General features: G+C 65.9%; 14 protein-coding genes. 11 read left to right on the forward strand and 3 right to left on the reverse strand.

Going from position 1 to position 21049, the window contains the following annotated elements; genetic code table 11:
• The 4 genes from WS91_RS23710 to WS91_RS23725 form a co-directional block, all read left to right on the forward strand.
• A partial coding sequence (locus WS91_RS23710) for a DUF2345 domain-containing protein (RefSeq protein ID WP_156432451.1) occupies nucleotides 1–1756 on the forward strand: 1756 nt, incomplete at its 5' end.
• Between the two features lie 13 nt (nucleotides 1757–1769).
• Nucleotides 1770–4010: a DUF3274 domain-containing protein gene (locus WS91_RS23715; protein ID WP_059583905.1), complete on the forward strand. Its 2241-nt coding sequence runs from the start codon at nucleotides 1770–1772 to the stop codon at nucleotides 4008–4010.
• Between the two features lie 18 nt (nucleotides 4011–4028).
• On the forward strand, nucleotides 4029–5687 hold the full coding sequence (locus WS91_RS23720; protein WP_059583907.1) for a type VI lipase adapter Tla3 domain-containing protein: 1659 nt from the start codon (nucleotides 4029–4031) through the stop codon (nucleotides 5685–5687).
• Between the two features lie 9 nt (nucleotides 5688–5696).
• Nucleotides 5697–5960 carry a PAAR domain-containing protein gene (locus tag WS91_RS23725; protein ID WP_059671159.1) on the forward strand — a complete coding sequence of 88 codons (264 nt, stop codon included), beginning with the start codon at nucleotides 5697–5699 and terminating at the stop codon, nucleotides 5958–5960.
• A 202-nt stretch (nucleotides 5961–6162) separates the two neighbouring features.
• Here WS91_RS23725 and groL read toward each other — a convergent pair whose 3' ends face one another.
• Nucleotides 6163–7791, reverse strand: coding sequence for a chaperonin GroEL (gene groL / locus WS91_RS23730; protein ID WP_059583912.1), 1629 nt, complete (start codon nucleotides 7789–7791; stop codon nucleotides 6163–6165).
• A 1157-nt stretch (nucleotides 7792–8948) separates the two neighbouring features.
• Here groL and WS91_RS23735 point away from each other — a divergent pair.
• From WS91_RS23735 to WS91_RS23760, 6 genes are all read left to right on the forward strand, one after another.
• Nucleotides 8949–10682, forward strand: coding sequence for an ABC transporter permease (locus tag WS91_RS23735; protein ID WP_059671160.1), 1734 nt, complete (start codon nucleotides 8949–8951; stop codon nucleotides 10680–10682).
• Nucleotides 10683–10704: 22 nt separating this feature from the next.
• Nucleotides 10705–12039, forward strand: coding sequence for an ABC transporter ATP-binding protein (locus WS91_RS23740; RefSeq protein ID WP_059671170.1), 1335 nt, complete (start codon nucleotides 10705–10707; stop codon nucleotides 12037–12039).
• A gap of 18 nt (nucleotides 12040–12057) precedes the next feature.
• Nucleotides 12058–12744 (forward strand): VIT1/CCC1 transporter family protein, encoded by a 687-nt coding sequence (locus WS91_RS23745; protein WP_059583918.1) that lies wholly within the window; start codon nucleotides 12058–12060, stop codon nucleotides 12742–12744.
• 96 nt (nucleotides 12745–12840) lie between these two features.
• Complete coding sequence (locus tag WS91_RS23750) at nucleotides 12841–13629, forward strand: polysaccharide deacetylase family protein (RefSeq protein WP_059671161.1); 789 nt, start codon at nucleotides 12841–12843, stop codon at nucleotides 13627–13629.
• Complete coding sequence (locus WS91_RS23755; RefSeq protein WP_059671162.1) at nucleotides 13622–14899, forward strand: putative glycoside hydrolase; 1278 nt, start codon at nucleotides 13622–13624, stop codon at nucleotides 14897–14899. Before WS91_RS23750 ends, WS91_RS23755 begins: the two co-directional genes overlap by 8 nt.
• Nucleotides 14854–17244 (forward strand): exo-beta-N-acetylmuramidase NamZ domain-containing protein, encoded by a 2391-nt coding sequence (locus WS91_RS23760; RefSeq protein WP_059583925.1) that lies wholly within the window; start codon nucleotides 14854–14856, stop codon nucleotides 17242–17244. The genes WS91_RS23755 and WS91_RS23760 overlap by 46 nt, the downstream gene beginning before the upstream one ends.
• 115 nt (nucleotides 17245–17359) lie before the next feature.
• On the opposite strand, the gene WS91_RS36230 is transcribed toward WS91_RS23760, so the two are convergent.
• The gene (locus WS91_RS36230) at nucleotides 17360–17680 is read right to left on the reverse strand and encodes a hypothetical protein (protein ID WP_156432452.1); all 321 of its coding nucleotides are present in this window, start codon (nucleotides 17678–17680) and stop codon (nucleotides 17360–17362) included.
• A 517-nt stretch (nucleotides 17681–18197) separates the two neighbouring features.
• On the opposite strand from WS91_RS36230, the gene ppsA reads away from it, so the two are divergent.
• A complete protein-coding gene (gene ppsA / locus WS91_RS23765; RefSeq protein WP_059583928.1) occupies nucleotides 18198–20654 on the forward strand; it encodes a phosphoenolpyruvate synthase in 2457 nt (818 codons plus the stop codon).
• Nucleotides 20655–20859: 205 nt separating this feature from the next.
• Here the strand turns inward: ppsA and WS91_RS38245 are convergent, their stop codons facing one another.
• Complete coding sequence (locus WS91_RS38245; protein ID WP_059608716.1) at nucleotides 20860–21042, reverse strand: hypothetical protein; 183 nt, start codon at nucleotides 21040–21042, stop codon at nucleotides 20860–20862.
• Between the last annotated feature and the right edge of the window lie 7 nt (nucleotides 21043–21049).

Raw genomic sequence — 21049 nt, forward strand, 5'->3', positions numbered from 1 at the left:
GTGGATCACGCTGACGGGCGCACCGGAATGGGACAAGCAACTCGCCGACAAGCGCCAGTTCGTGATCACGTCGATCGACCACGCCGTCTGGAACAACCTGCCGAAAGGACTCAACGAACGCGTGCAGGCGCTATTCGCGGCGAGCCGCAATCTCGCGCAGGCAGCTCCTGCGTTACCGGCCGCGCTCGCGGAGGATGCCGATACGCGTTACGAGAACACGTTCAGTTGCGTGCGCCGCGGCGTGCCGCTTGCGCCCGCGTACGATCCGCGAACGGACTTGCCGCCAGTGCATCTGCTGACGGGCACGATCGTCGGCACGGAGGACGAAGAAGTGTTCTGCGACGAGGACGGCCGCGTGCGCGTGCGGATTCACGGCCTCGATCCGGCGGACCACGCGCACGCGCAGGGTGCGGGCACCAACGACAATGCGGGCGATAGCGCGCCGATTCGCGTCGCGACGAGTCTCGCGGGAGCGAATTTTGGGGCATCGTTTCTGCCGCGCGTCGGCATGGAAGTCCTTCTCGGTTGTGTCGGCGGCGATCCGGACCGGTTAGTGATCATCGGGGTGCTGAGCAACGGCGCGCATCCGCCAGCGACGTTCAGCCACACGGGCCGGCTGCCGGGCAACCGTTACCTGTCCGGCATCAAGACGAGGGAAATCAAGGGGCAGCGGTACAACCAGCTGCGCCTCGACGACACGCCGAATCAGATCAGCGCGCAGCTGGCGAGCGAACATGCGCATTCGCAGCTCAATCTCGGGTACCTGACCCAACCGCGCGAGAACGGCCACGGGAACGACCGTGGCGAGGGCGCGGAGCTGCGTACTGACGCGGCGGCGGCGCTGCGGGCGGCGCAAGGCATTCTGTTGACGACCTACGCGCGCACGCAGGCGAGCGGCGGGCAACTGGACCGCGACGAACTGATTCGGTTGCTCGGCGAATGCTCGGAGCTGTTCAAGGCGTTGGGCGACTACGCGGGGCAGCACGGCGGGCAGGCCGCGGATACGGCCGGCCAGCATGCGGTGGCCGCGGCCTTCAAGAGCTGGGCGCCGGGCACGGGCGCGGGAACGGCCGACGCCGGCACGGCGGCCGCTACCGGCGAACAGGCGCTGATGGCGTTCGGCGCACAGGCTGGGTCGGTAAATGTCACCCCGAAGACGCACGTGACGTATGCCGGCGAGAACATCGATCAAGTCGCGCAGCAGCACCTGCAGTTGATGAGCGGTCAGCGGTTCAACGCGACGGCGGGACAGGGGATGCAGCTGTTCGCTCGCGGCACGGGCGTGCAGGCGGTGGCCGGCGAAGGACCAGTGCTGCTGCAGGCGCAATCCGACACGTTGACGGCGAACGCGCAGAAGGGCGTCAAGATCACGACGAACGAGAACGAGGTGTTCGTGAGCGCGCCGAAGATTCGGCTCGTTGCCGAGGACGGCAGCTACATCGAGATCGGCGGCGGCATCACGCTCGGCACGAACGGCGACATCAAGCTGCTATCGGCGTCGCACCAGTGGGGCGGGCCGTCGACGGCGCAGGCGACGAAGACCGCGTTCAGCAATCAGCCGACGGATCAGCGTTTCAAGCTGCACTACCCGGGCGAGGACGGCGATTTGCCGGCGGCGGCGAACAAGCCATTCCGGATCACGCTGGACGACGGGCGCGTCATCGAGGGCAAGACCGATGCGAGCGGCCTGACGGATCTGGTCAAGGACGACGCGATGCGTATCGCGAAGATCGACTATCTGAAGCCGAAGCTTTGAACCCGAGCGAACGATGAACGGTATCAACGATCAGTGTTTCACCGCCGCCCACGGGGCGGGCGTTACGATGGCGAATCGGCCGGGCGATCGGCCCGTTCAGGTTCCGGCCGATCTTCCGGGCGTGGTGATCTTCATTCATGGCGTCAACGATCCGGGTGCGGCCTATGCGACCGTTGAGCGCGGGCTCTGCCAAGGGCTCAATGAGCGCCTGTCGCGAAGCGATCTGCGGCCGGGTGAATACGGTCAGCGGTATGCGAGTGCGTCGGCGGCGCAACAGAAAGGGGAAAAGCTAAAGTACGCAAAAATACTGCGTGATCCGGACATGTACCTTTACGAACGCTCAGAAACTAGCGGCACCCACAGCATGTTTCTCCCGTTTTACTGGGGCTATCGGGCGGCGGACAACGAGATCGCGAAGGTGAACAGGCCGGGCGAGGTCAAGAGCCGCGTGGCGGACAGCGACGGCAATCTGCTGACGCGCGGCCAGTATCAGGACATCCACGCGAACCGGCTCGATGCCCATTTCGGCAAGGGGGGCGGGTTCTTCGCCAACGCGACCAACAACATCCCTCAGATGTACAGCCGCGGCTTCGAACCGGACAAGCTCGAGCGCGTGGTGATGCAAAATGCGCTTGCCGGCAACACGATATTCGCCGGCAACTCGCCTGACCGCCGTTACTTCGTGCTTGCCGCGGCTCGCCTGGCGAACCTCATCAAGACAATGCGCGCCATCCAGCCCTCCGCGCTCGCGCTGGAGCACGGAATCGATCCGAAGCACGAAACGATCACGGTGATGGGGCACAGCCAAGGCACGATCATCACGCTGCTCGCGCAGGCGATGCTCAAGCAGCAAGGACAACGCTGCGTCGACTGCATCGTCATGGTCGACACGCCGTACAGCCTGCAGTTCACGAAGGACGGCAGCCAGCAAACCGGGCACGCGAAACTCAAGACGCTGGTCGACATCGTCAACGCGGTGACGAGCGAGCCGCATACGCTTCCGGACTTGGCTGACCTGATGATCGATTCGGTTTGCTCGGGCGGACGAGCTGGACGGAACTGGAGCCAGACGCAGGGAAAGCGCCTGGACAAGCGTGGCAAGAACTGGATCACGTTCGACGAGCGCGATAACCGGGGCAAGGTCTATCTTTACTTCTGCCCCGAAGACACCGTGGTCGGCCTCGATAAGGTACGCGGGATCGGGACGTTCGGCGTGCCCGACGACGTTCCGGCCGATGGCGCGGCAGCCAAGCAGGGCAAAACGATGCCGGCAATGACGACGCTCGCGCCGAAACGCTTTTTCCAGCGCATGTGGACGCGACTGGAACGCGACCAGGACGGCAGAGGGAAGCGGTCGAAGGTCGCTGTCGGTACGCCCCCCGCGCGCGTACCGGTCCGGGACCAGGTTCAGCGATTGACCCCGGGGCCCGACACGGACGGCACGATGTTGGGCTCAGTGGTCGAGTCCAGCAAGAACATGGCGCTACAGGCGTCGTTCAAGCGCAACGACATTCGCTTCATCAACGGCGAGCAACTAAACCCGCCGTACGAGCCTGACCTGTACGGTGGCGAGGTCAAGAAAGGCGGGCAGCGACCCGGGCACGCCGATGTCGCCGGGCTGATGCGCCCGGATGACGTGACGAAAAACGTCGCGCTCGGCAACCAGTACGCGAAGTTCCAATGGAAGGACGTCGCGACGACGGATGACCCGGGCGCCAGCATCGAGCCGCACAGGCAGACGTTCAATCGAGGCCGTCCGATCGACGAGCAGTCGCATAACTGGCGCATCGTGCCGAGTCAGTCGCTCGGCTCGATTCTCTCGGCGGCCGCCACGGGCGGACGGTATCAGACGTACGTGATCCAACGCGAGGAAACGCCGGACGAAGTCCGCAAGCGGATGGGCACGGATGCCGATCAATTGGAAGCGAACAACTATCATTCGGGGGTTCTGCTCAGCTCCGAGAACCATCGCTGGGTCACGGCGATGGATGTCGCGATCGGCCAGGCAGTGACGTTGGATGATCCGGACTGGCGGCAGTTGTTGCTTTTAATGGCGGATTGGAAGATGACGTCGAGCGCACAGAAGCAGATCACAGATTGCAAATGCTTTTCACGGCTAGACGGTCATACGCGGGACTTTATTGACGCCTGCGCAAAGTACTATCAGAAGGGCTTATTCCCGTCTGAGAAGTTTGTGTTGCTCACTCTACCGCCGCTGGTCGCTAGCGAAGTGAAATTTGAGAAGAAAACGTGAGATTGACGAAGAGGTGTTATGAAACCTCGTATCTGGCCGTACATACTTGGGTTTATCTTGATCGCGCTGGGTTGGACAATCATCGTGATGACGCGGCATTATCACTATTGGCAAGCAACGGGACAGGAGATGCCAGGCATGGTGGGTAGCATTCGAAACGGTGTATTGGTTGCACTCGGTGTCGTTGCGGCGATCTTCGCCGTGAGCTACGTCTGGCTGCATATTGGCTCCGCTGAACCCGCATCGGCGGTCACAAGCACGGCATCGACTGCGCCGACAATGTCGGCTATGGTCCTACCTGGGAACAACGGTGCCCCGGAACTGCTCGCTCAGTCAGGCGGAAAATTCGTGTTGGAAGTGCGTGGCCTGGGGCTCGTCACGGGAAATGAGACAAATGAAGAGATTTGGAAGGCTATTGAAGCCAAGGCAGACAATCACTCCACATACATGTCGCAAAATTCCGCCGACTATCCTGCCAATGAAGATGAGCGTATGACTGATCTAGGCGTCGGGACAGGCCTGAGCTTCCAACTGGCGGCCCATCATTCCGTTGACTATTGGCCGGTCCCGGTGTTCATTTGGGAGCCGCCGAAAGCACCGCACGTTAGTCGGCCAGCTAATGAGCTTTCTGGTATTCGACAGGAGGCAAGCCTAGGCGTCACGCTCTTGCTGTGGCAAGAAGACGCGAACACGGACGACGGTGCAACCATCATCGAGAAGCTGTTCGCATTCTTCGACGCACATCCGGACGTGCCCGAGGCGGTTATCGTCACGTTTGATGGAGCGGCGACCCGCAAACTCAATCAGACACCCGGCTACGTGGACACGTTCAAGCAGTCCAACCTTCCTACGATGCCGGACAGCATGGTCGCGATGCTCGTGTCCCGCTCGGATCGCGTCGACCAACTGATTCGTCCCTACGCCGTCGAGCAGACGGAAAACGTCGACAAGAACACGACCGAATACGATATTACCAAGCTGTGGAATTTCTTCTGGGAGAGGAACAACGGAGAAGGGCCGGGCAGCTTTGAAGCGTACTATCAAGAGCAGCAGAAGGCGGCGGGCATCCATCCGCGCGCTTTTCTCGGCTTCATGTCGGCGCAATGGTGGCAGACACAACTCCCCGATTTCTGGAAAACGATCAGCAACAAAGGCCCGGGCGAGTTCAATCCGACGCCGTACATCCCGGTGCGCTGGACGACTTGGCAGGTGAAGCAATTCGACAACGCGCCGCTGCTCGGCTACCTGCATCGGCCCATCGACGTGAAGCTCGCCGATGCGCACGGCAAGCCGCTGAAGACCGCGCAGCAGGCGCAAGCGCTCAAGGCGGGGTGGCAGCAAGCCGTCGATACGCTGCCCACCGGCGAAACGCCGAAGCGGATCTTCTATGATACGACGGGCGATCGCGCGTGGGTCGCGCCGATCAACCAGGCGCTCGCGCAAAGCGGGCCGTCCGCGCCGAGTCTCGATGACGTGAAGGAAGGCTACGACATCGGCCGCCGGATCGGGAACACGGGCATTAGCTCGCCGTTGGTGCAGATCGGACTCGGCCTGATCGCCGGTTACAACGAAGGCGGAGCCAGCGCCACGATCAATCGGCGGCCGAACGGTACGGCGACGATCGTGATGGTGAGCCCGCCGACGCAGAAGCAACCGGACGTGAATCCTTTCCGATAAGGAGCCGGTATGCGCGGCGTGATTCGCATCGGTGATTCGACCTCGCACGGCGGTCGCGTCGAAACGGGCCGCGAAGGCTCGACAGTGATGGGGCGGGCGGTGGCCTGCGTCGGCGACCGCTGTATCTGCCCGATGGAAGGTCACGATCATTGCGTGATCATCGAAGGGGACGAGAGCGTTCGCATCGATGGTCGCGCCGTTGCATGCGACGGGCACAAAACATCGTGCGGAGCCGCGCTCATCTCGTCGATTTCAACATCGGGGCGCGTGTGATGGAACGTGTCGGCTGGGATGGGGTAATTGTCCGATTCGTGCAAAATCTGCGACTACATTCGTGGCGCAGCTGTGCGTACAGTCGGAGCTGATCGCAACGCGGTTCGCGACTGCATTGGTGTGGAGTTCCGACAATCGCTGTTTGTCGCCAATCTTTTCCGCGAGTGGGCCGCATGGCGTCGAGCGTCACTGCGAGATGGTCTCAACCGTCCAACAGTCCCGTGCTTGCCGCACCCATTGCCTGAGCGAAGGGCCAGCGGCGCGCGATCATGCAGTCGGTCGTCAGCAGCAACGAGGCGATGGAGATCGCATTCTGCAGCGCCGAGCGCGCAACTTTGACAGGATCGACGATGCCGGCCGCAATCATGTCGCCATATACGGCATTGGCGGCGTCATAGCCGAACGCCCCGGACGCTGCGTCTACCGTATGCACGACAGCCTGCGCATCGGCGCCGGCGTTCTCGGCGATTTGGCGCAGCGGCGAAGCAAGGGCATCGTGGACGATGCGAGCGCCCGTGCGCTGCGCGTCCGTGAAGCCAGCACCGCCTTGCTCGAGCGTGCGGCGTGCGCGTAGCAATGCGACGCCGCCGCCCGGCACGATGCCTTCCTCCATCGCGGCGCGTGTCGCATGCAGCGCGTCCTCGAAGCGATTCTTGCGTTCACGCAGCGCGGTTTCCGTCGCAGCTCCAACCCGAATCACCGCGACGCCGCCCGCGAGCTTAGTCAGGCGGCGGGCCACCGCGTCGCGTTCGTAGCCCGGCGGCATCGCATCGAGCCGAGTACGCAGCACGCGAATTCTATCGTCGATGTGCTTGCGCTCACCCCGTCCGGCGATGATCGTCGTCGTATCACGGGAGATTTCGACACGGCGTGCGGCACCGAGCTCGTCGAGCGTCGTGCGCTCGAGCGTGCGTCCTGTCTGAGGGGAAATGACTGTCGCGCCCGTGAGCGCCGCGAGATCGGCTAACTGCTCGGTGCGCGCCTCGCCGAATCCGGGGGAGCGAATCGCGCAGGATTTCAGAGTGCCGCGGAGATGATTGACGACGAGGGTGGCCAGCGCTTCGCCTTCCACTTCGTTCGCGACGACGAGTAGCGGCTTGCCGGTGCTACTGAGGGCGTCGAGCAGCGGCAACAACTGCCCGATCCCGCTGACGTTCATGTCGCAAAGTAGAATGCGTGGTTCTTCGAGCACGACGTGGTGGCTGTCCGGTTCGACGAACAGCGGCGACAGATAGCCGCGTTCGACTAGCGAGCCATCCACGGTTTCGAGTTCGTCATCGAGCGTCGTGCCGTCTTCTATGCTGATCGCGCCCTCCTTCCCAACGCGCTCCACGGCTTGCGCGACGATGGCACCGATCGTGATGTCACCACTCGCGGATATCGTCGCTATCTGGCGCATTTCGTCGGCGCTCGCGCACGGACGGGCGATGCGGTGCAATTCGGCGATCACATTTTTCCCGGCCGCCTCGATCGCACGCTTGAGCGCCATGGGATCGTGCCCGGCCGTCACGCATTTGATGCCCTCGACCACGATCGCCTGGGCGAGCGTCGTAGCTGTGGTCGTTCCGTCTCCCGCCACTTCGCTTGTGCGTGTCGCGACTTCGCGCAGCAAGCGCGCGCCCATTGCTTCGAACGGATCGGGCAAATCAATGGAAGTCGCGACGACGGCACCTGAATTGGCGACGAGCGGCGGCGCTGTGCCGGGCAGCTCGACGATCACATTGCGCCCGCCCGGTCCGAGCGTAACCCTGACTGCTTCGGCCATGGCGTTAACGCCCTTTAGCAGCCGCTGACGCGCAGCCTGATGAAAAACCAGTGATTTGGCAAGCACGATACGCCTCCCATTCGAAGATGCGGGAAACAACGGGGTCGGGATTTCGGCTGCGTCGAAGTGCGGACGGGAAGACGACCGACCACGGATGCTGATATTTGATCGAACGGCTGCTCATGTGAGTTGACCTGAATCAACGGGCGCAAAGTGCATCGGGCGACCGATATCGCGCAACATTGCAGTTGCGCGGAAATTCATGCTGATCCTGTCGACGGCGCATCAGATTGAAGCGTCGCGCGACGAGTCGGCGCCCGGCCATCCTCGATCTCCACGCCCGATTCGCGGCGATTATTCGATGAAAGCCGAGTGATGCGGCAGCCGAGTGGCGCGGCTTTCACGAAAGTGAGATAGGGCGGACGTGTCCGCAAGCAACACGCCTTTCTCAAGCAAGTCGGCATGACCGTACCGGGGTGACCGGTCGTCGATTCGACCGCGCGACTGTATGCGTACTCGGCCGGGCAACGGGCGGGCTGGTTGCCGACGCGCCCGCGCCGGTACGCCGCCTCTGCGACGGATCGCATTCGATGCGGGGAGAGGTTAACTCGCACCGTTGCGCCCGCGAGAGCCGCGTACGACGAAGAAACCGGTACCAGCAAGTCCTCGCAGATATGGACATGGATCGCCGCGATCGGTTGGGCGGGGTACCTTGACCGGCAGACGGCTGCGGCAAGGAATGCCGGCCAGGGTCGGCAAATCAACCGGCTCCTATGCCAGGGCGCTTCCGGACGCTAATTGCCGCGTCTCGCAGAGCGCCAGGTAGTTGGGCAGATAGGTCTTGAGCACAAATGGGCGGGTGCCGTTAGGGCGATTCCGGCTGTCACGTCGTGTGCTCGCCTATGCGTCGGGGCAAGCGGCGATTGCGATACGCCCGCGACCGGGCTGGCGGACGCCCGCTGGCGCGCATGCACCTGTCGTTCCGGCGTGCGCGGAGCCGTGCGCGGGCGGTTCCCATTGCGAATCTAGGACCGTGGCCGCGACGATGCGTTGACGGACATCAATTCCGCGCGGAAGGGGCACGCAGCATGGCGGCTCGGTCCGGCTAGCAGTCGGCGAAAACGATACCGACGCACGAGACCGACGGCGTGCTTGACGCACGTCAAGCGCCACGGCCCGGCGCTCCGCGAAGATGAATCGCCGTAACCGGCAGGAGACGCGGCGTGGAGCATCATGCGGAAGTGTTGCGGGGCGGGCGATGGACGCTGTCGGCGCCAGGCTGGCGGGATGTCGTCGCGACGCTGCTCGTGTTCGGCTTCCTGATGCTGCTCGGCGCGGCCGCGCGCCAGATGACCGGCCCGCTGACGATCGAGCACCAGCCTGCGATCTCGCTGTCGCCCGCAGCGCTGCCCGGCTATACGCTGCGCACCGTGGCGCGGATGTTCGCGGCGCTCGTCGCGTCGTTCGCGTTCACGTTCACCTACGCGACGGCCGCAGCCAAGAGCCGCCGTGCGGAAATGGTGCTGATCCCGTTGCTCGACGTGCTGCAATCGGTGCCGATCCTCGGCTACCTGTCGTTTACCGTCGTGTTCTTCCTGTCGCTGTTTCCGGGCAACATGCTCGGCGCGGAATGCGCGGCGATCTTCGCGATTTTCACGAGCCAGGCGTGGAACATGGCGTTCAGCTTCTACCAGGCGCTGCGCACGGTCCCGCTTGACCTGGACGAGGCGAGCCGCAGCTTCCGGCTGTCCGCATGGCAGCGCTTTTGGCGACTCGAGGTGCCGTTCGCGATGCCCGGGCTCATCTGGAACACGATGATGTCGATGTCGGGCGGATGGTTCTTCGTGGTCGCGTCTGAAGCGATCGCGGTCGGCAGCTTGCAGGTGAACCTACCGGGGGTGGGCTCCTATGTCGCGCAAGCGATCGCGCATCGCGACCTGGTCGCGGTGGGTTGGGCGATCGTCGCGATGAGCGTCGCGATTGTGCTGTACGATCAATTGCTGTTCCGGCCAATGGTGGCTTGGGCGGACAGGTTCCGCTACGGCGACACGGCCGTCCAGGTCGCGCCCCGTAGTTGGGTGCTCGAACTGTTCCAGCGTTCGCCGTGGGTCGGGCGCGTGCGTGCGCCGATCGGCGCCGTGCTGCACCGGGCGGCGCGCGCGCGGCTGACGCCCGGCGGGTTCCCATGGCGGCCCCGCATCGCGATGCCGCGGCGCGCGGGCGACTTGCTTCGGCTCGCGCTATGCGGCGCGGCAATGGCCTATGCGGCGATCTCGCTCGTCCGGTTCGGCCGCGCGACGCTGTCATGGACGGACCTGGCCGTCGTCGCGCACGCAGGATTGCTCACGCTGGCACGCGTGACGGTGCTGATCGTGCTGGCGTCGCTGATCTGGGTGCCGATCGGCATCGCGGTCGGCCTGCGCCCGACGCTGACCGAGCGCGTGCAGCCCGTCACGCAGTTCCTGGCTGCGTTCCCGGCTAACCTGCTGTTTCCGGTCGCGGTGTTCTGCATCGTGCGCTTCGGGCTCGATCCGCGTATTTGGCTGTGTCCGCTGATGATTCTCGGCACGCAGTGGTACATCCTGTTCAACGTGATTGCCGGCGCGAGTGTGTTTCCGGCCGACATGCGCGAAGCGGCGGAAAGCTTCCGGGTCCGGCCGCGCGCATGGTGGCGTCAGGTGATGCTGCCTGGCGTCTTTCCGTATTTCGTGACGGGTGCGATCACGGCGTCCGGCGGCGCATGGAACGCGAGCATCGTCGCGGAGGCGGTCAGTTGGGGGGGCACGCGCCTCACTGCCGGCGGCCTCGGCGCGTACATCGCGCGGATGACCGATGCCGGTGACTATCCGCGCATCGCGCTCGGCGTCGCGGTCATGTCGATGCTCGTGATCGCGATGAACCGGCTGGTGTGGCGCCCGATGTATGCGTTCGCGGAACGCCGCACGCGGCTGGATTGACGACCGACTACCGGAGGCATTCATGTCGAACCTTGCCGGGCATGAAGCATCGACCGAGGCCGCGCCCGCCGTGGACGTGGGCGCGACCGTGCTCGAACTGGAGGCCGTGTGCAAATCCTTCGCGAAGCCGTCCGGAGAGCCGCTGCGCGTGCTTGCGGACATCGACCTGACGCTGCGCGAGGGCGAGATTCTCGGCCTGCTCGGCCGCTCGGGGTCAGGCAAGTCCACGTTGCTGCGCATCGCCGCAGGCCTCGTCAAGCCGACGTCGGGTACGGTGCGGTATCGGGGCCGGCCGCTCGCCGGCCCGACGGACGGCATCGCCGTCGTCTTCCAGACGTTTGCGCTGTACCCGTGGCTCACCGTGCTCGAGAACGTCGAGCTCGGCCTCGATGCGTTGAGCGTCGCGCCGGACACGGCGCGTGAGCGCGCGATCGCCGCGATCGAGCTGATCGGCCTCGACGGTTTCGAGTCGGCGTTTCCGCGCGAGCTGTCGGGCGGCATGCGCCAGCGGGTCGGCTTCGCGCGCGCGCTCGTCAGCGAACCGACGCTGCTGCTGATGGACGAGCCGTTTTCGGCGCTCGACGTGCTGACGGCGGAGACGCTGCGCACCGATTTCCTCGATCTGTGGGGCGCGCGCCAGCTGCCGATCAAGGCTGTGATGATGGTCACGCACAACATCGAGGAAGCCGTCCTGATGTGCGACCGCATCCAGGTGCTGGGCACCGGTCCGGGGCATGTCGAGGCGACGCTGCGGGTCGGCCTGCCGCATCCGCGCAACCGGCGCGACCCGGCCTTTCAGGCGATCGTCGGTGACATCTACGCGGCGCTGACCGCGCGCATCGCCGACGCGCACGACGGCCAGGGCGCAACCCGCGGCGGCCTGGCGATGCACCTTCCCGACGTGTCGAGCCACCATCTCGTGGGCTTCATCGAAGCGCTTGCCGCCGGGCCGCACGACGGTCACGCGGAACTCGGCAAACTGGCGTCGACGCTCGCGCTGCGGATCGACGCGCTGTTTCCGCTTGCGGCGGCGCTACACATCCTGGAATTCGCCGAATGGCGCGAGCGCACGATCCGGCTGACTGCAGCGGGCCACGTGTTCGCGCGCAGCGGCGACGACGAACGCCGGCGTCTGTTTCGCGAGCATCTCGTCCAGTTCGTGCCGCTTGCCGCGCATGTCGGCGAAGTGCTGGACGAGCGCGAGGGCCGCCGCGCGCCGCGCGAGCGCTTCGAGCTGGAACTGGAGGACCATCTCGATCAGCGCAACGCGGACCAGGCGCTGCGCGTCGTGATCGACTGGGGACGCTATGCGGGGCTGTTCGACTACGACGACCACACGCGGACCTTCGGCCGCTGACCGCAGTGAGGCAAGGACATGACCTCACATACGCATCGCACGCATCGCTCGGGATGGTTGAGGGCGGCCGTGCTCGGCGCGAACGACGGCCTGCTGTCGATGTCGAGCCTGATGGTCGGCGTCGCCGCGGCCCGATCGCATCCGCGCGAGATCGTCACCGCAGGCGTGGCCGGGCTCGTGGCCGGCGCGTTGTCGATGGGTGCCGGCGAATACGTGTCGGTGAGCGCGCAGGCGGACATCGAGCGTGCCGACATCGATGTCGAACGTCGCGCGCTGCGGGAAGACTATGAAGAAGAGCTCGCCGAACTCGCGCGTATCTACGCGCAGCGCGGGCTGGAACCCGCGCTCGCCCGGCAGGTGGCTCGGCAGTTGATGGATCACGATGCGCTCGCCGCGCATCTGCGCGATGACGTCGGCATTTCGGACGCGTTGTCCGCGCGCCCCGTCAGGGCGGCGCTGACGTCATGCGCGAGCTTTGCGGCGGGCGCGGCCGGCCCGCTCGCCGCCGGCTTTGTCGCGCCGCAGCCGCGAGTCATCGAGAGCGTTGCGGGCGTCGCGCTGATCGCGCTCGCGGTGGTCGGCGCCGTGTCCGCCAGACTGGGCGGTGCGCCGGCGTGGCGCGGTGCGCTGCGCGTCGTCGCGTGGGGCGTGCTCGCGATGGCGGGCACGGGCCTGGTCGGCGCGCTCTTCGGGGCCGTTGTGTGACCACGGCGCCGCGCGCCTCGGGATCGAATGATCTGACTCAACGCGCGTCCGGCGCACTCTGCAAGGATGATCAAGTAGTATTGCGTGAGGTGCATCGTGACCGTCCGGTCGATCGTCTGCCAGTTCCTGCTATCGTTTGTGCCGTCGCCTGTGCTCGGCGGTGACGTCACGCCGCTGCCGCGGCGCGTGCTGATCCTCGTTTATCACCGGTTCGCGAGCGAACGGGCAGATTCGATGACGGTGCGTACGAGCACGTTCCGCGATCAGCTGCAAGCAATCGACGCGGCCGGCTACCGCATCGCGCTGCTCGCCGACGTCGTGCGCTGGCATGCGGGCGAAGCTGGCGCGGTTCCGGCACGCGCTGCCGCGATCACGGTCGACGACGGCCATCGCTCCGTCCATGACGTGCTGCGCCCGAACCTCGCGCGACATCCGGTGTCCGTCACGCACTTCATCTATCCGACGGCGATTTCCAACGCAAGCTGCGCGATGGCGTGGGATCGACTGCGCAAGCTCGCCGGATCGGGCGAATTCGACATCGAGTCCCATACGTACCGGCATCCGAATCTTGCGACCGAGCGCGCTCGGTGCATGCCGGACGATTTCCGGCGCTTCGTGTCCTGGCAATTGAGCTGCTCCCGCGATCGGCTCGAGACCGAAACCGGCAAGCCGGTCCGGCTGCTGGCCTGGCCGTTCGGCATCCACGACGTGGAAACGGAGCAGCTTGCCGCTCGCGAAGGCTGCGCCGCCGCGTTCATGGTCGATGCGTGGCCGGTGCGCGAGACCAACCCGCCGATGGCGTTGCCGCGCGTCCTGATGACCGATGCATGGGGCGCGCGTTGCATGGACGGCCTGCTGTGCACCGCCGGAGGCGCGCATGGCTAATCGCGCGATCGTGTGGCTCGTGCTGCTTTTCGCTGGGCTGACCGGGCTGACCGGGCTCGCCGCGCATGCGGCGACGGTGACGATCACGGTCGTCGACGCCGCGAGCGGCCGCCCGCTGGCCGGCGCGATCGGCTACGCGGCGGGCGAGGGCCGGATCGCCGACGCCGCCGGCAAGTTCACGGTGTCGGCGGACGGCAGCGGGGCGAACGTCAGCGTGCGGACGCCGGGCTACGCGCGCGCGGAGATCACGCTGGACGGACACGACGTCGCGCGCACGGTCCGCATGACGGCGCTGCGCCCGAAGGCCGTCTATCTGTCTGCTTACGGCGTAAACGACCGCGCGCTGCGCGATGCGGCGCTGGCGCTGCGGGGCAAGACGGCCATCAACGCGCTCGTGATCGACGTGAAGGACGACAGCGGGATGACGCCTTACCGCAGCCTCGCGCGTCAAATCGCCGGCGCGGCCGACCCGGTTCCCGGCGGCGAGCGGCGCCCGGCAGCCGACCTGCCGGCATTGCTCAAGACCTTTCATGCGCGCGGCCTCTACCTGATCGCGCGCATCGTCGTGTTCAAGGACGACTCGCTCGCTCGCGCGCATCCCCAATGGGCCGTGCACGATGCCGCCGGCGAGGTCTGGCGCGACCGCGAACAGCAGCGCTGGATCAATCCGACCGAGCGCGCCGCATGGGAACACATCTACGACGTCGCGGAAGAGGCCGCCCGAATGGGTTTCGACGAGATCCAGTTCGACTACCTGCGGTTTCCGGACGCCAACGGCCTGCGGTTCGGCGAGGCCAACACCGAAGTCAACCGCGTGGCGGCAATCACGGGTTTCCTGGCGGGGGCGCGCGAGCGCCTGCAGCCCTACAACCTCTACGTGTCGGCGGACATCTTCGGCTACGTCTGCTGGAATTTCAACGACACCGCGATCGGGCAGCGGCTCGAGACGTTCGGGCAGGTCGTCGACTACATTTCGCCGATGCTGTATCCGTCCGGGTTCACGTGGGGATTGCCGGGCTGCCGAAAGCCCACCGACCATCCCGGCGAGATCATTTCTCGGTCGCTGGAGGAGGCGAAGCGTCGCACTGGCCCCGATGGCGTGCGTTTTCGGCCATGGCTGCAGGCGTTTCGCGACTATGCGTTCGATCATCGGGTGTTCGATGCCGACGAAATCCGTGCGCAAGCGGATGCGGCCGACGCCGCGGGCACAGACGGGTGGATGCTATGGAATCCGCGCAATCGCTACGAGCCGGACGCGCTGCCGCGCTGACCGGAATGCTGCTGGCGCTGGTGCTGGCGTCGCCGGCCGCCGATGCCGGTGCGGCCGAACACGCGGCGGCGCTTCGCGACGCGGACCGGCAGGCGGCGGTCACGGTCGCCGCCGCGATGGCGTCGGAGATCGCGGATCGCCATGTCGCCGGCGTGGTGGTCCTCGTCGGCGACGCCGAAGGCGTCCGCTATCGGCTCGTAAGCGGCATGCGTACGACAGCGCCCGTGCCGGAAGCGATGACGGCCGACACGATCTTCGATCTCGCGTCGCTGACGAAGGCCGTCGCCACCGCGACGGCGATCCTTCAGCTCGCCGAGCGCGGCAGGCTGGCGCTCGACGCGCCTGCCGCCCGCTACTGGCCGGCATTCGCCGCGCACGGCAAGGACGGCATCACGGTCCGGCAGCTGCTCGCGCATACGTCGGGCCTGCCGGCCGGCGTGTCGTCGGCGCGGGCGCTGCGCTCCCGCGCGGCGGTCCTGGCCGACGTCGAGGCGATGTCGCCGATCACGCCGCCGGGCGCGCGCGTGGTCTACAGCGACATCAATTACGTCGCGCTCGGCGAAATCGTCGCGCGCACAAGCGGCGAGCCGCTGGACGCATGGTGCATGGCCCACGTCTTCGCACCGCTCGACATGCACGATACGCGGTTCAGGCCCGGTATCCTTGCACGCCCGCGCATCGCGCCCACGAGCGCGCGGCAGGAGGGTAGCGCGCACGCGCGCGTGAACGACCCGATCGCGGCGGCAATGGGCGGCGTGTCGGGCAACGCGGGGCTGTTCTCCACCGCGGACGATCTCGCGCGCTTCGCGCGCATGCTGCTGCATGACGGCGCACTCGACGGCCGGCGCATCCTACGGCGCGACAGCGTCTCCGTGCTGCAAACGCCGGCGACGCTCGATGCCGAAGGCGACGCGCGCACCGCGGGCTGGGCGCTGCAGCCGCCGCTCGTCGCCAACCGCTACCGGTTGCCAGCGGCGGGCGCGATCGCTCATCTCGGCTATACGGGCACCGGTCTGTGGATCGACTTCGTCACCCGCCGCTTCGTCATCGTGCTGACGAGCCGCCTGTATCCGGACGCGACGGGCGATGCGCAGCCGTTGCGCGCACAGGTGCTGGGCATCGTGTCGAGCCGCACACCGCCGGTATCGGGCGCGCAGATCGCCATGCGCGTGCCCGCGATGGCGGCGGCCGTCGCGCAGGCGGCGCGCCTGCCGGCGTCGACGGGCAAGGTGCTGGTCGGCATCGACGTGCTCGCGGCGACCGGATTCGCGGCCGTGGCCGGCAAACGCATCGGCGTCGTCACGAACCGCAGCGGCTTCGATCGCGAAGGCCGACGGACGATCGACCTGCTTGCGCAGGCGCCCGGGGCACGGCTCACGGCGATCTTCGCGCCGGAGCACGGCATCGATACCGATGTCGACACGACGTTCGGCGATACCGTTGACGCGCGCACGAACGTGGCGGTCCGCAGTCTTTACGGCGAACGCCGGAGGATTGCGCCGGCGGCGTTGAAGGACGTGGACGTGCTCGTCTTCGACCTCCAGGATGCCGGCGTGCGATTCTTTACCTACATCGCGACACTCGGCTACGCCCTCGAAGCCGCCGCGGCCGCGCACATCCCGGTCGTGGTGCTTGACCGACCGAATCCGCTTGGCGCGGACCTTGCCGGCGGACCGGTATCGGACCCCGATGCCGAAACCTTCACGAACTATTATTCGCTGCCGCTGGTGCACGGCATGACAGTCGGCGAACTGGCGCAACTGTTCAATGAGCGGCGCCGGATCGGCGCGAAACTCGTCGTCGTGCCTATGCAGAACTACCGGCGCGCGATGCGCTTCGACGACACCGGGCTCGGTTGGGTGCCGCCATCGCCGAACCTGCGCGATCTTGACGCGCTGTCGCTGTATCCGGACGTCGGCCTAGTCGAAGGCGCGGACGTCAGCGTCGGGCGCGGCACCGCGACCCCGTTCGGCGTGGTCGGCGCGCCTTGGATCGACGGCCGCGCGCTTGCCGATGACCTCAGCACGATGCACTTGAATGCGACTTTCGCGCCGGCCCGGTTCGTGCCGACGGAGGTCCCCCATCGCGGCGCGCTGTGCGAGGGTGTTCGGATCGCGCGAACGCCGGGGCGCTCGCAGCCAGGGGCGCTTGGGCTCGCGCTGGCGTTCGCGCTGCATCGACGCTATCCGGACCACTTCCGGATCGACGCGATTCGCGCGTCGGTCGGTTCGCGCGTCATCGCCGAGATGCTGAACGACGGGCATCCGCTCGAGGAGATCGAGAAGGCCGTGGGTACGCAGAACGCCGCATTCGCGCGCGAGCGTGCAACGTATCTGCGGTATTGATGCATCGCGGATGCCATCGTCGCCCCTTGCCGCAACGCATGCGCATGCAGCCGCCAGGCCAGGCCATCGCTTGGGCGGCCGTACGGCCGCCCGGAATCCATCGAACGTCGCTAGGTCAGATCGAAGCTGCGGAGGGCGTGCTTTCATGTGATCCGCATCCGACTTTTGCGGATCGCGTCGCGACGAGAAACTTCCCGGTCAGCATGTATGCGGCCAGCATCACGCTCACAGCCGCCGCGTGGGCGGATTGTGCAAACAAGCCTCGACCCGTTCGCTTCTTCCCGCCCACCCATGATTGATCTTCATCAATTCGCCGCAGTATGGCGATGTCACGCTTGCCTTCATCGAGGACTATCCGTGCCGCACGATGAACGCGCTGCTTCAGCGTGCGGTGCAACGCCCTCGTCGTGAGACAGTTCGACAGGGGATTGGCCATGAACTGGCGGCCTGAATTTGCGCAATGCACGCGTCCCCTATCGCTCTCGCGTCGGGCGTGTCCATCGTTCGTGCTCGGCCCGGAAGGCCCAATCGCCATGTCGGCCTATTGGCCGCCATCTCCGGGTGTCAGCGCGATCTACACGCCAGCCGAACGAATCACGCGCGGCGAGCGAACCGGTGACTTGCCGGCCCGCTCCGACACGGCAGGCCCGCTCGAGACGCACACTGGCGGGCCTGGGGTGAGCGGCGAGGCTGCGGCGTTTTTCCGTGGAATCGCGAGCTACGCACCGTCGTCCTTCAATCCCGATTTCCTCGTGGCGATTGGCGGCGATATACCTCTCCTGCCGGTGTCTTCGCCGCACGGCGTGCCTGGGTTTTCGGCCCGCGTACCTGAAGCTGCCGAAAGATCCGGCCGCTGGGGACCGCATGGCCTACCGTGGGTATTCCAAGTCCATCTCAGCATTTAACGCCGCGTAGCCGTTTCCATTTCCGTCAACGCGCCAGGGAGAATCGTGATGACTGACGAGATCAAGCATATTGTCTGGTTCGATGACCTGCGGCGTGGGGACGTGCCGCGTGTCGGCGGCAAGAACGCGTCCTTGGGCGAGATGGTCGGCAACCTGTCCGCGCAAGGCGTGAGGGTGCCACCCGGATTCGCGACGACGGCCGATGCGTATCGGCGCTTCATCGACGCGAACGGATTGCTGCAGATCATTCGGGGTGCACTCGACGAATTCGACGCGCACAAGGTATCTCTGGCGGAAGCGGGCGCGTCCATCCGTCGTGCAATCCTGCGCGGCGAATGGCCGGCGGACATCGCCGACGCGATTCGAAGCGCGTATGGCGCACTGTGCCGGCTTGCCGCGCAAGAGAACGTGGATGTAGCCGTACGCTCGAGCGCCACGGCCGAGGATCTCGCGGATGCCAGCTTCGCGGGCCAGCAGGAAACCTATCTCAACGTGCGCGGCGAGCGCGCGTTGCTCGATGCCTGTCGTCGTTGCTACGCGTCGCTCTTTACCGACCGGGCAATCAGCTATCGGGCGGAGAAGGGCTTCGATCATCTGCAAGTCGCGCTGTCGATCGGCGTGCAGCGCATGGTGCGATCCGATCTCGGCGGCGCGGGCGTGATGTTTTCGCTGGACACCGAGACCGGCTTCGACAAGGTGGTGCTGATCAGTGCGGCGTGGGGCCTTGGTGAGAATGTCGTGCAAGGCACAGTCGACTCCGACGAGTACGAGGTGTTCAAGCCGCTGCTCGGCGAGCCGTCGTTGACACCGATCATCGGCAAGACCCTCGGCGAGAAGGCGTACAAGATGATCTATGCGCGCGATGGCGACGCGCCGACCCGTAACGTACCGACGTCGAAGGCCGAGCGCGTCGCCTTCGTGCTGTCGGACCCCGAGATTCTGACGCTCGCGCGCTGGGCCTGCGTGATCGAGGCGCACTACGGCCAGCCGATGGATATCGAGTGGGCAAAGGACGGCGCGAGCGGCGAGCTGTTCGTCGTGCAGGCGCGCCCCGAGACGGTACAGTCGCGGCGTGAGGCGAGCGCCGTGAAGACCTATCGCATCGGCAAGACCGGCCGCAGGCTGCTGTCGGGCACGAGCGTCGGCGAGGCCGTCGCGACCGGCAGCGTGTGCGTGATCGACAGTGCGCGCGACATCGCGCGTTTCGTCGACGGCGCGATTCTCGTCACGCAGACGACCGACCCCGACTGGGTGCCGATCATGCGTCGCGCCGCGGCCATCATCACCGATCACGGCGGCCGTACTTCGCATGCGGCGATCGTGAGCCGCGAGCTCGGGTTGCCGGCCATCGTGGGCACAGGAAACGCGAGTCACGTGCTTCACGACCAGCAGGAGGTGACGGTGTCGTGTGCGGAAGGCGGGGAGGGATTCGTCTACGAAGGTATCGCGGAATACGAAATCGAGGAGATCGATTTCAACGGCATTCCCGCCACGCGCACTCAGGTGATGCTGAATCTGGCGAACCCCGCTGCGGCATTCCGCTGGTGGCGAATTCCCGCTGACGGCATCGGGCTGGCGCGGATGGAATTCGTCATCAGCAACCACATCAAGGTCCACCCGATGGCGCTCGCGCGCTATGAAGGACTGAAGGACGAGGAAGCCAGGCAGGCGATCGCGGCGTTGACGGCAGGCTACGAAGACAAGACCGCGTACTTCGTCGACCGGCTCGCGCGCGGCTTGGCGCGCATCGCGGCGGCGTGTCATCCCGATCCGGTCATCGTGCGCATGAGCGACTTCAAGACCAGTGAGTATGCGCACCTGATCGGCGGCGCCCAGTTCGAGCCGCAAGAGGAAAACCCGATGCTTGGGTTCCGGGGCGCGTCGCGCTATTACTCGCCGCGCTACCGGGACGGTTTCGCGCTCGAATGCCGCGCGATCGTGCGTCTGCGCAACGAAATGGGTTTCGGGAACGTGATCGTGATGATTCCGTTTTGCCGCTCCACTAAGGAGGCCGATCGCGTGCTGGAGGCGTTGAGCGAGAACGGACTGAAACGCGGCGACGCAGGTCTGGAGGTTTACGTGATGTGCGAGATCCCGTCGAACGTGATTCTCGCGAAGGCATTCGCGAAGCGCTTCGATGGGTTTTCGATCGGCAGCAACGACCTGACGCAGCTCACGCTCGGCGTCGATCGCGATTCGGCGGAGCTTGCGGAGCTCTTCGACGAGCAGGATGACGCCGTGAAATGGATGATCGCCAGTGTGATCGAGGCGGCACACGAGGCGGGCGCCAAAGTCGGCCTGTGCGGACAGGCGCCGAGCGATCATCCCGAGTTCGCGGCGTTTCTCGTTGCATGCGGGATCGACTCGATCTCGGTGAGCCCCGACAGCTTCATCGCGGTCAAGCGGCGTGTGGCTGCCGCGGAACGAGACGTAGAGGACGAACAGGCTGGGCACGCGCCCGAAGCCGGCGCGGCCCGTGTCGGTCCCGCGCGAACCGGTAAATAGGCCGGGCCGCGGCGCTTGTCGGCGGCGGCGCGCCCTGAATCGCGAGGCGAGTCTTGAGCCGAGCGACGTTGTCCTCATGCACGACGTCCGGGCACGTGACGGGGAGCCGGGTTTCGCATTCGATATCGACGATCGCGTCGCGCCCGAGTTTTTCTCCACGCGGATGGTCGAGCGCCAACTTTCCCTGTGCCTTCGGCGTGTCGCGTCACGCGAGATCGATGCCGCTGGCGTCCGCCAGCGTGCCGGCCGAATCGGCCGCGCCGACGACGGTCGCTCCTCTCCGTGCGAGGAAGCGCGCCGCGTGGCGGCCTACTGCGCCGTATCCATGGATCGCGACGCGGGCGCCGGCGAACTCGAACCCGCAGTGCGGCGCAGCGCTTTCCGCCACATGCGCG

The sequence above is a fragment of the Burkholderia sp. MSMB1498 genome (assembly GCF_001526245.1).
GTDB lineage: Bacteria > Pseudomonadota > Gammaproteobacteria > Burkholderiales > Burkholderiaceae > Burkholderia > Burkholderia savannae.

What these genes read in the sequence shown, in the direction of transcription:
- WS91_RS23715 (WP_059583905.1), top strand. Translation starts at nt 1,770, where the DNA reads ATGAACGGTATCAACGATCAGTGTTTCACCGCCGCCCACGGGGCGGGC.
- WS91_RS23720 (WP_059583907.1), top strand. Translation starts at nt 4,029, where the DNA reads ATGAAACCTCGTATCTGGCCGTACATACTTGGGTTTATCTTGATCGCG.
- WS91_RS23725 (WP_059671159.1), top strand. Translation starts at nt 5,697, where the DNA reads ATGCGCGGCGTGATTCGCATCGGTGATTCGACCTCGCACGGCGGTCGC.
- WS91_RS23740 (WP_059671170.1), top strand. Translation starts at nt 10,705, where the DNA reads ATGTCGAACCTTGCCGGGCATGAAGCATCGACCGAGGCCGCGCCCGCC.
- WS91_RS23745 (WP_059583918.1), top strand. Translation starts at nt 12,058, where the DNA reads ATGACCTCACATACGCATCGCACGCATCGCTCGGGATGGTTGAGGGCG.
- WS91_RS23755 (WP_059671162.1), top strand. Translation starts at nt 13,622, where the DNA reads ATGGCTAATCGCGCGATCGTGTGGCTCGTGCTGCTTTTCGCTGGGCTG.
- WS91_RS23760 (WP_059583925.1), top strand. Translation starts at nt 14,854, where the DNA reads ATGGAATCCGCGCAATCGCTACGAGCCGGACGCGCTGCCGCGCTGACC.
- WS91_RS36230 (WP_156432452.1), bottom strand. Translation starts at nt 17,680, where the DNA reads ATGGCCAATCCCCTGTCGAACTGTCTCACGACGAGGGCGTTGCACCGC.
- ppsA (WP_059583928.1), top strand. Translation starts at nt 18,198, where the DNA reads ATGACTGACGAGATCAAGCATATTGTCTGGTTCGATGACCTGCGGCGT.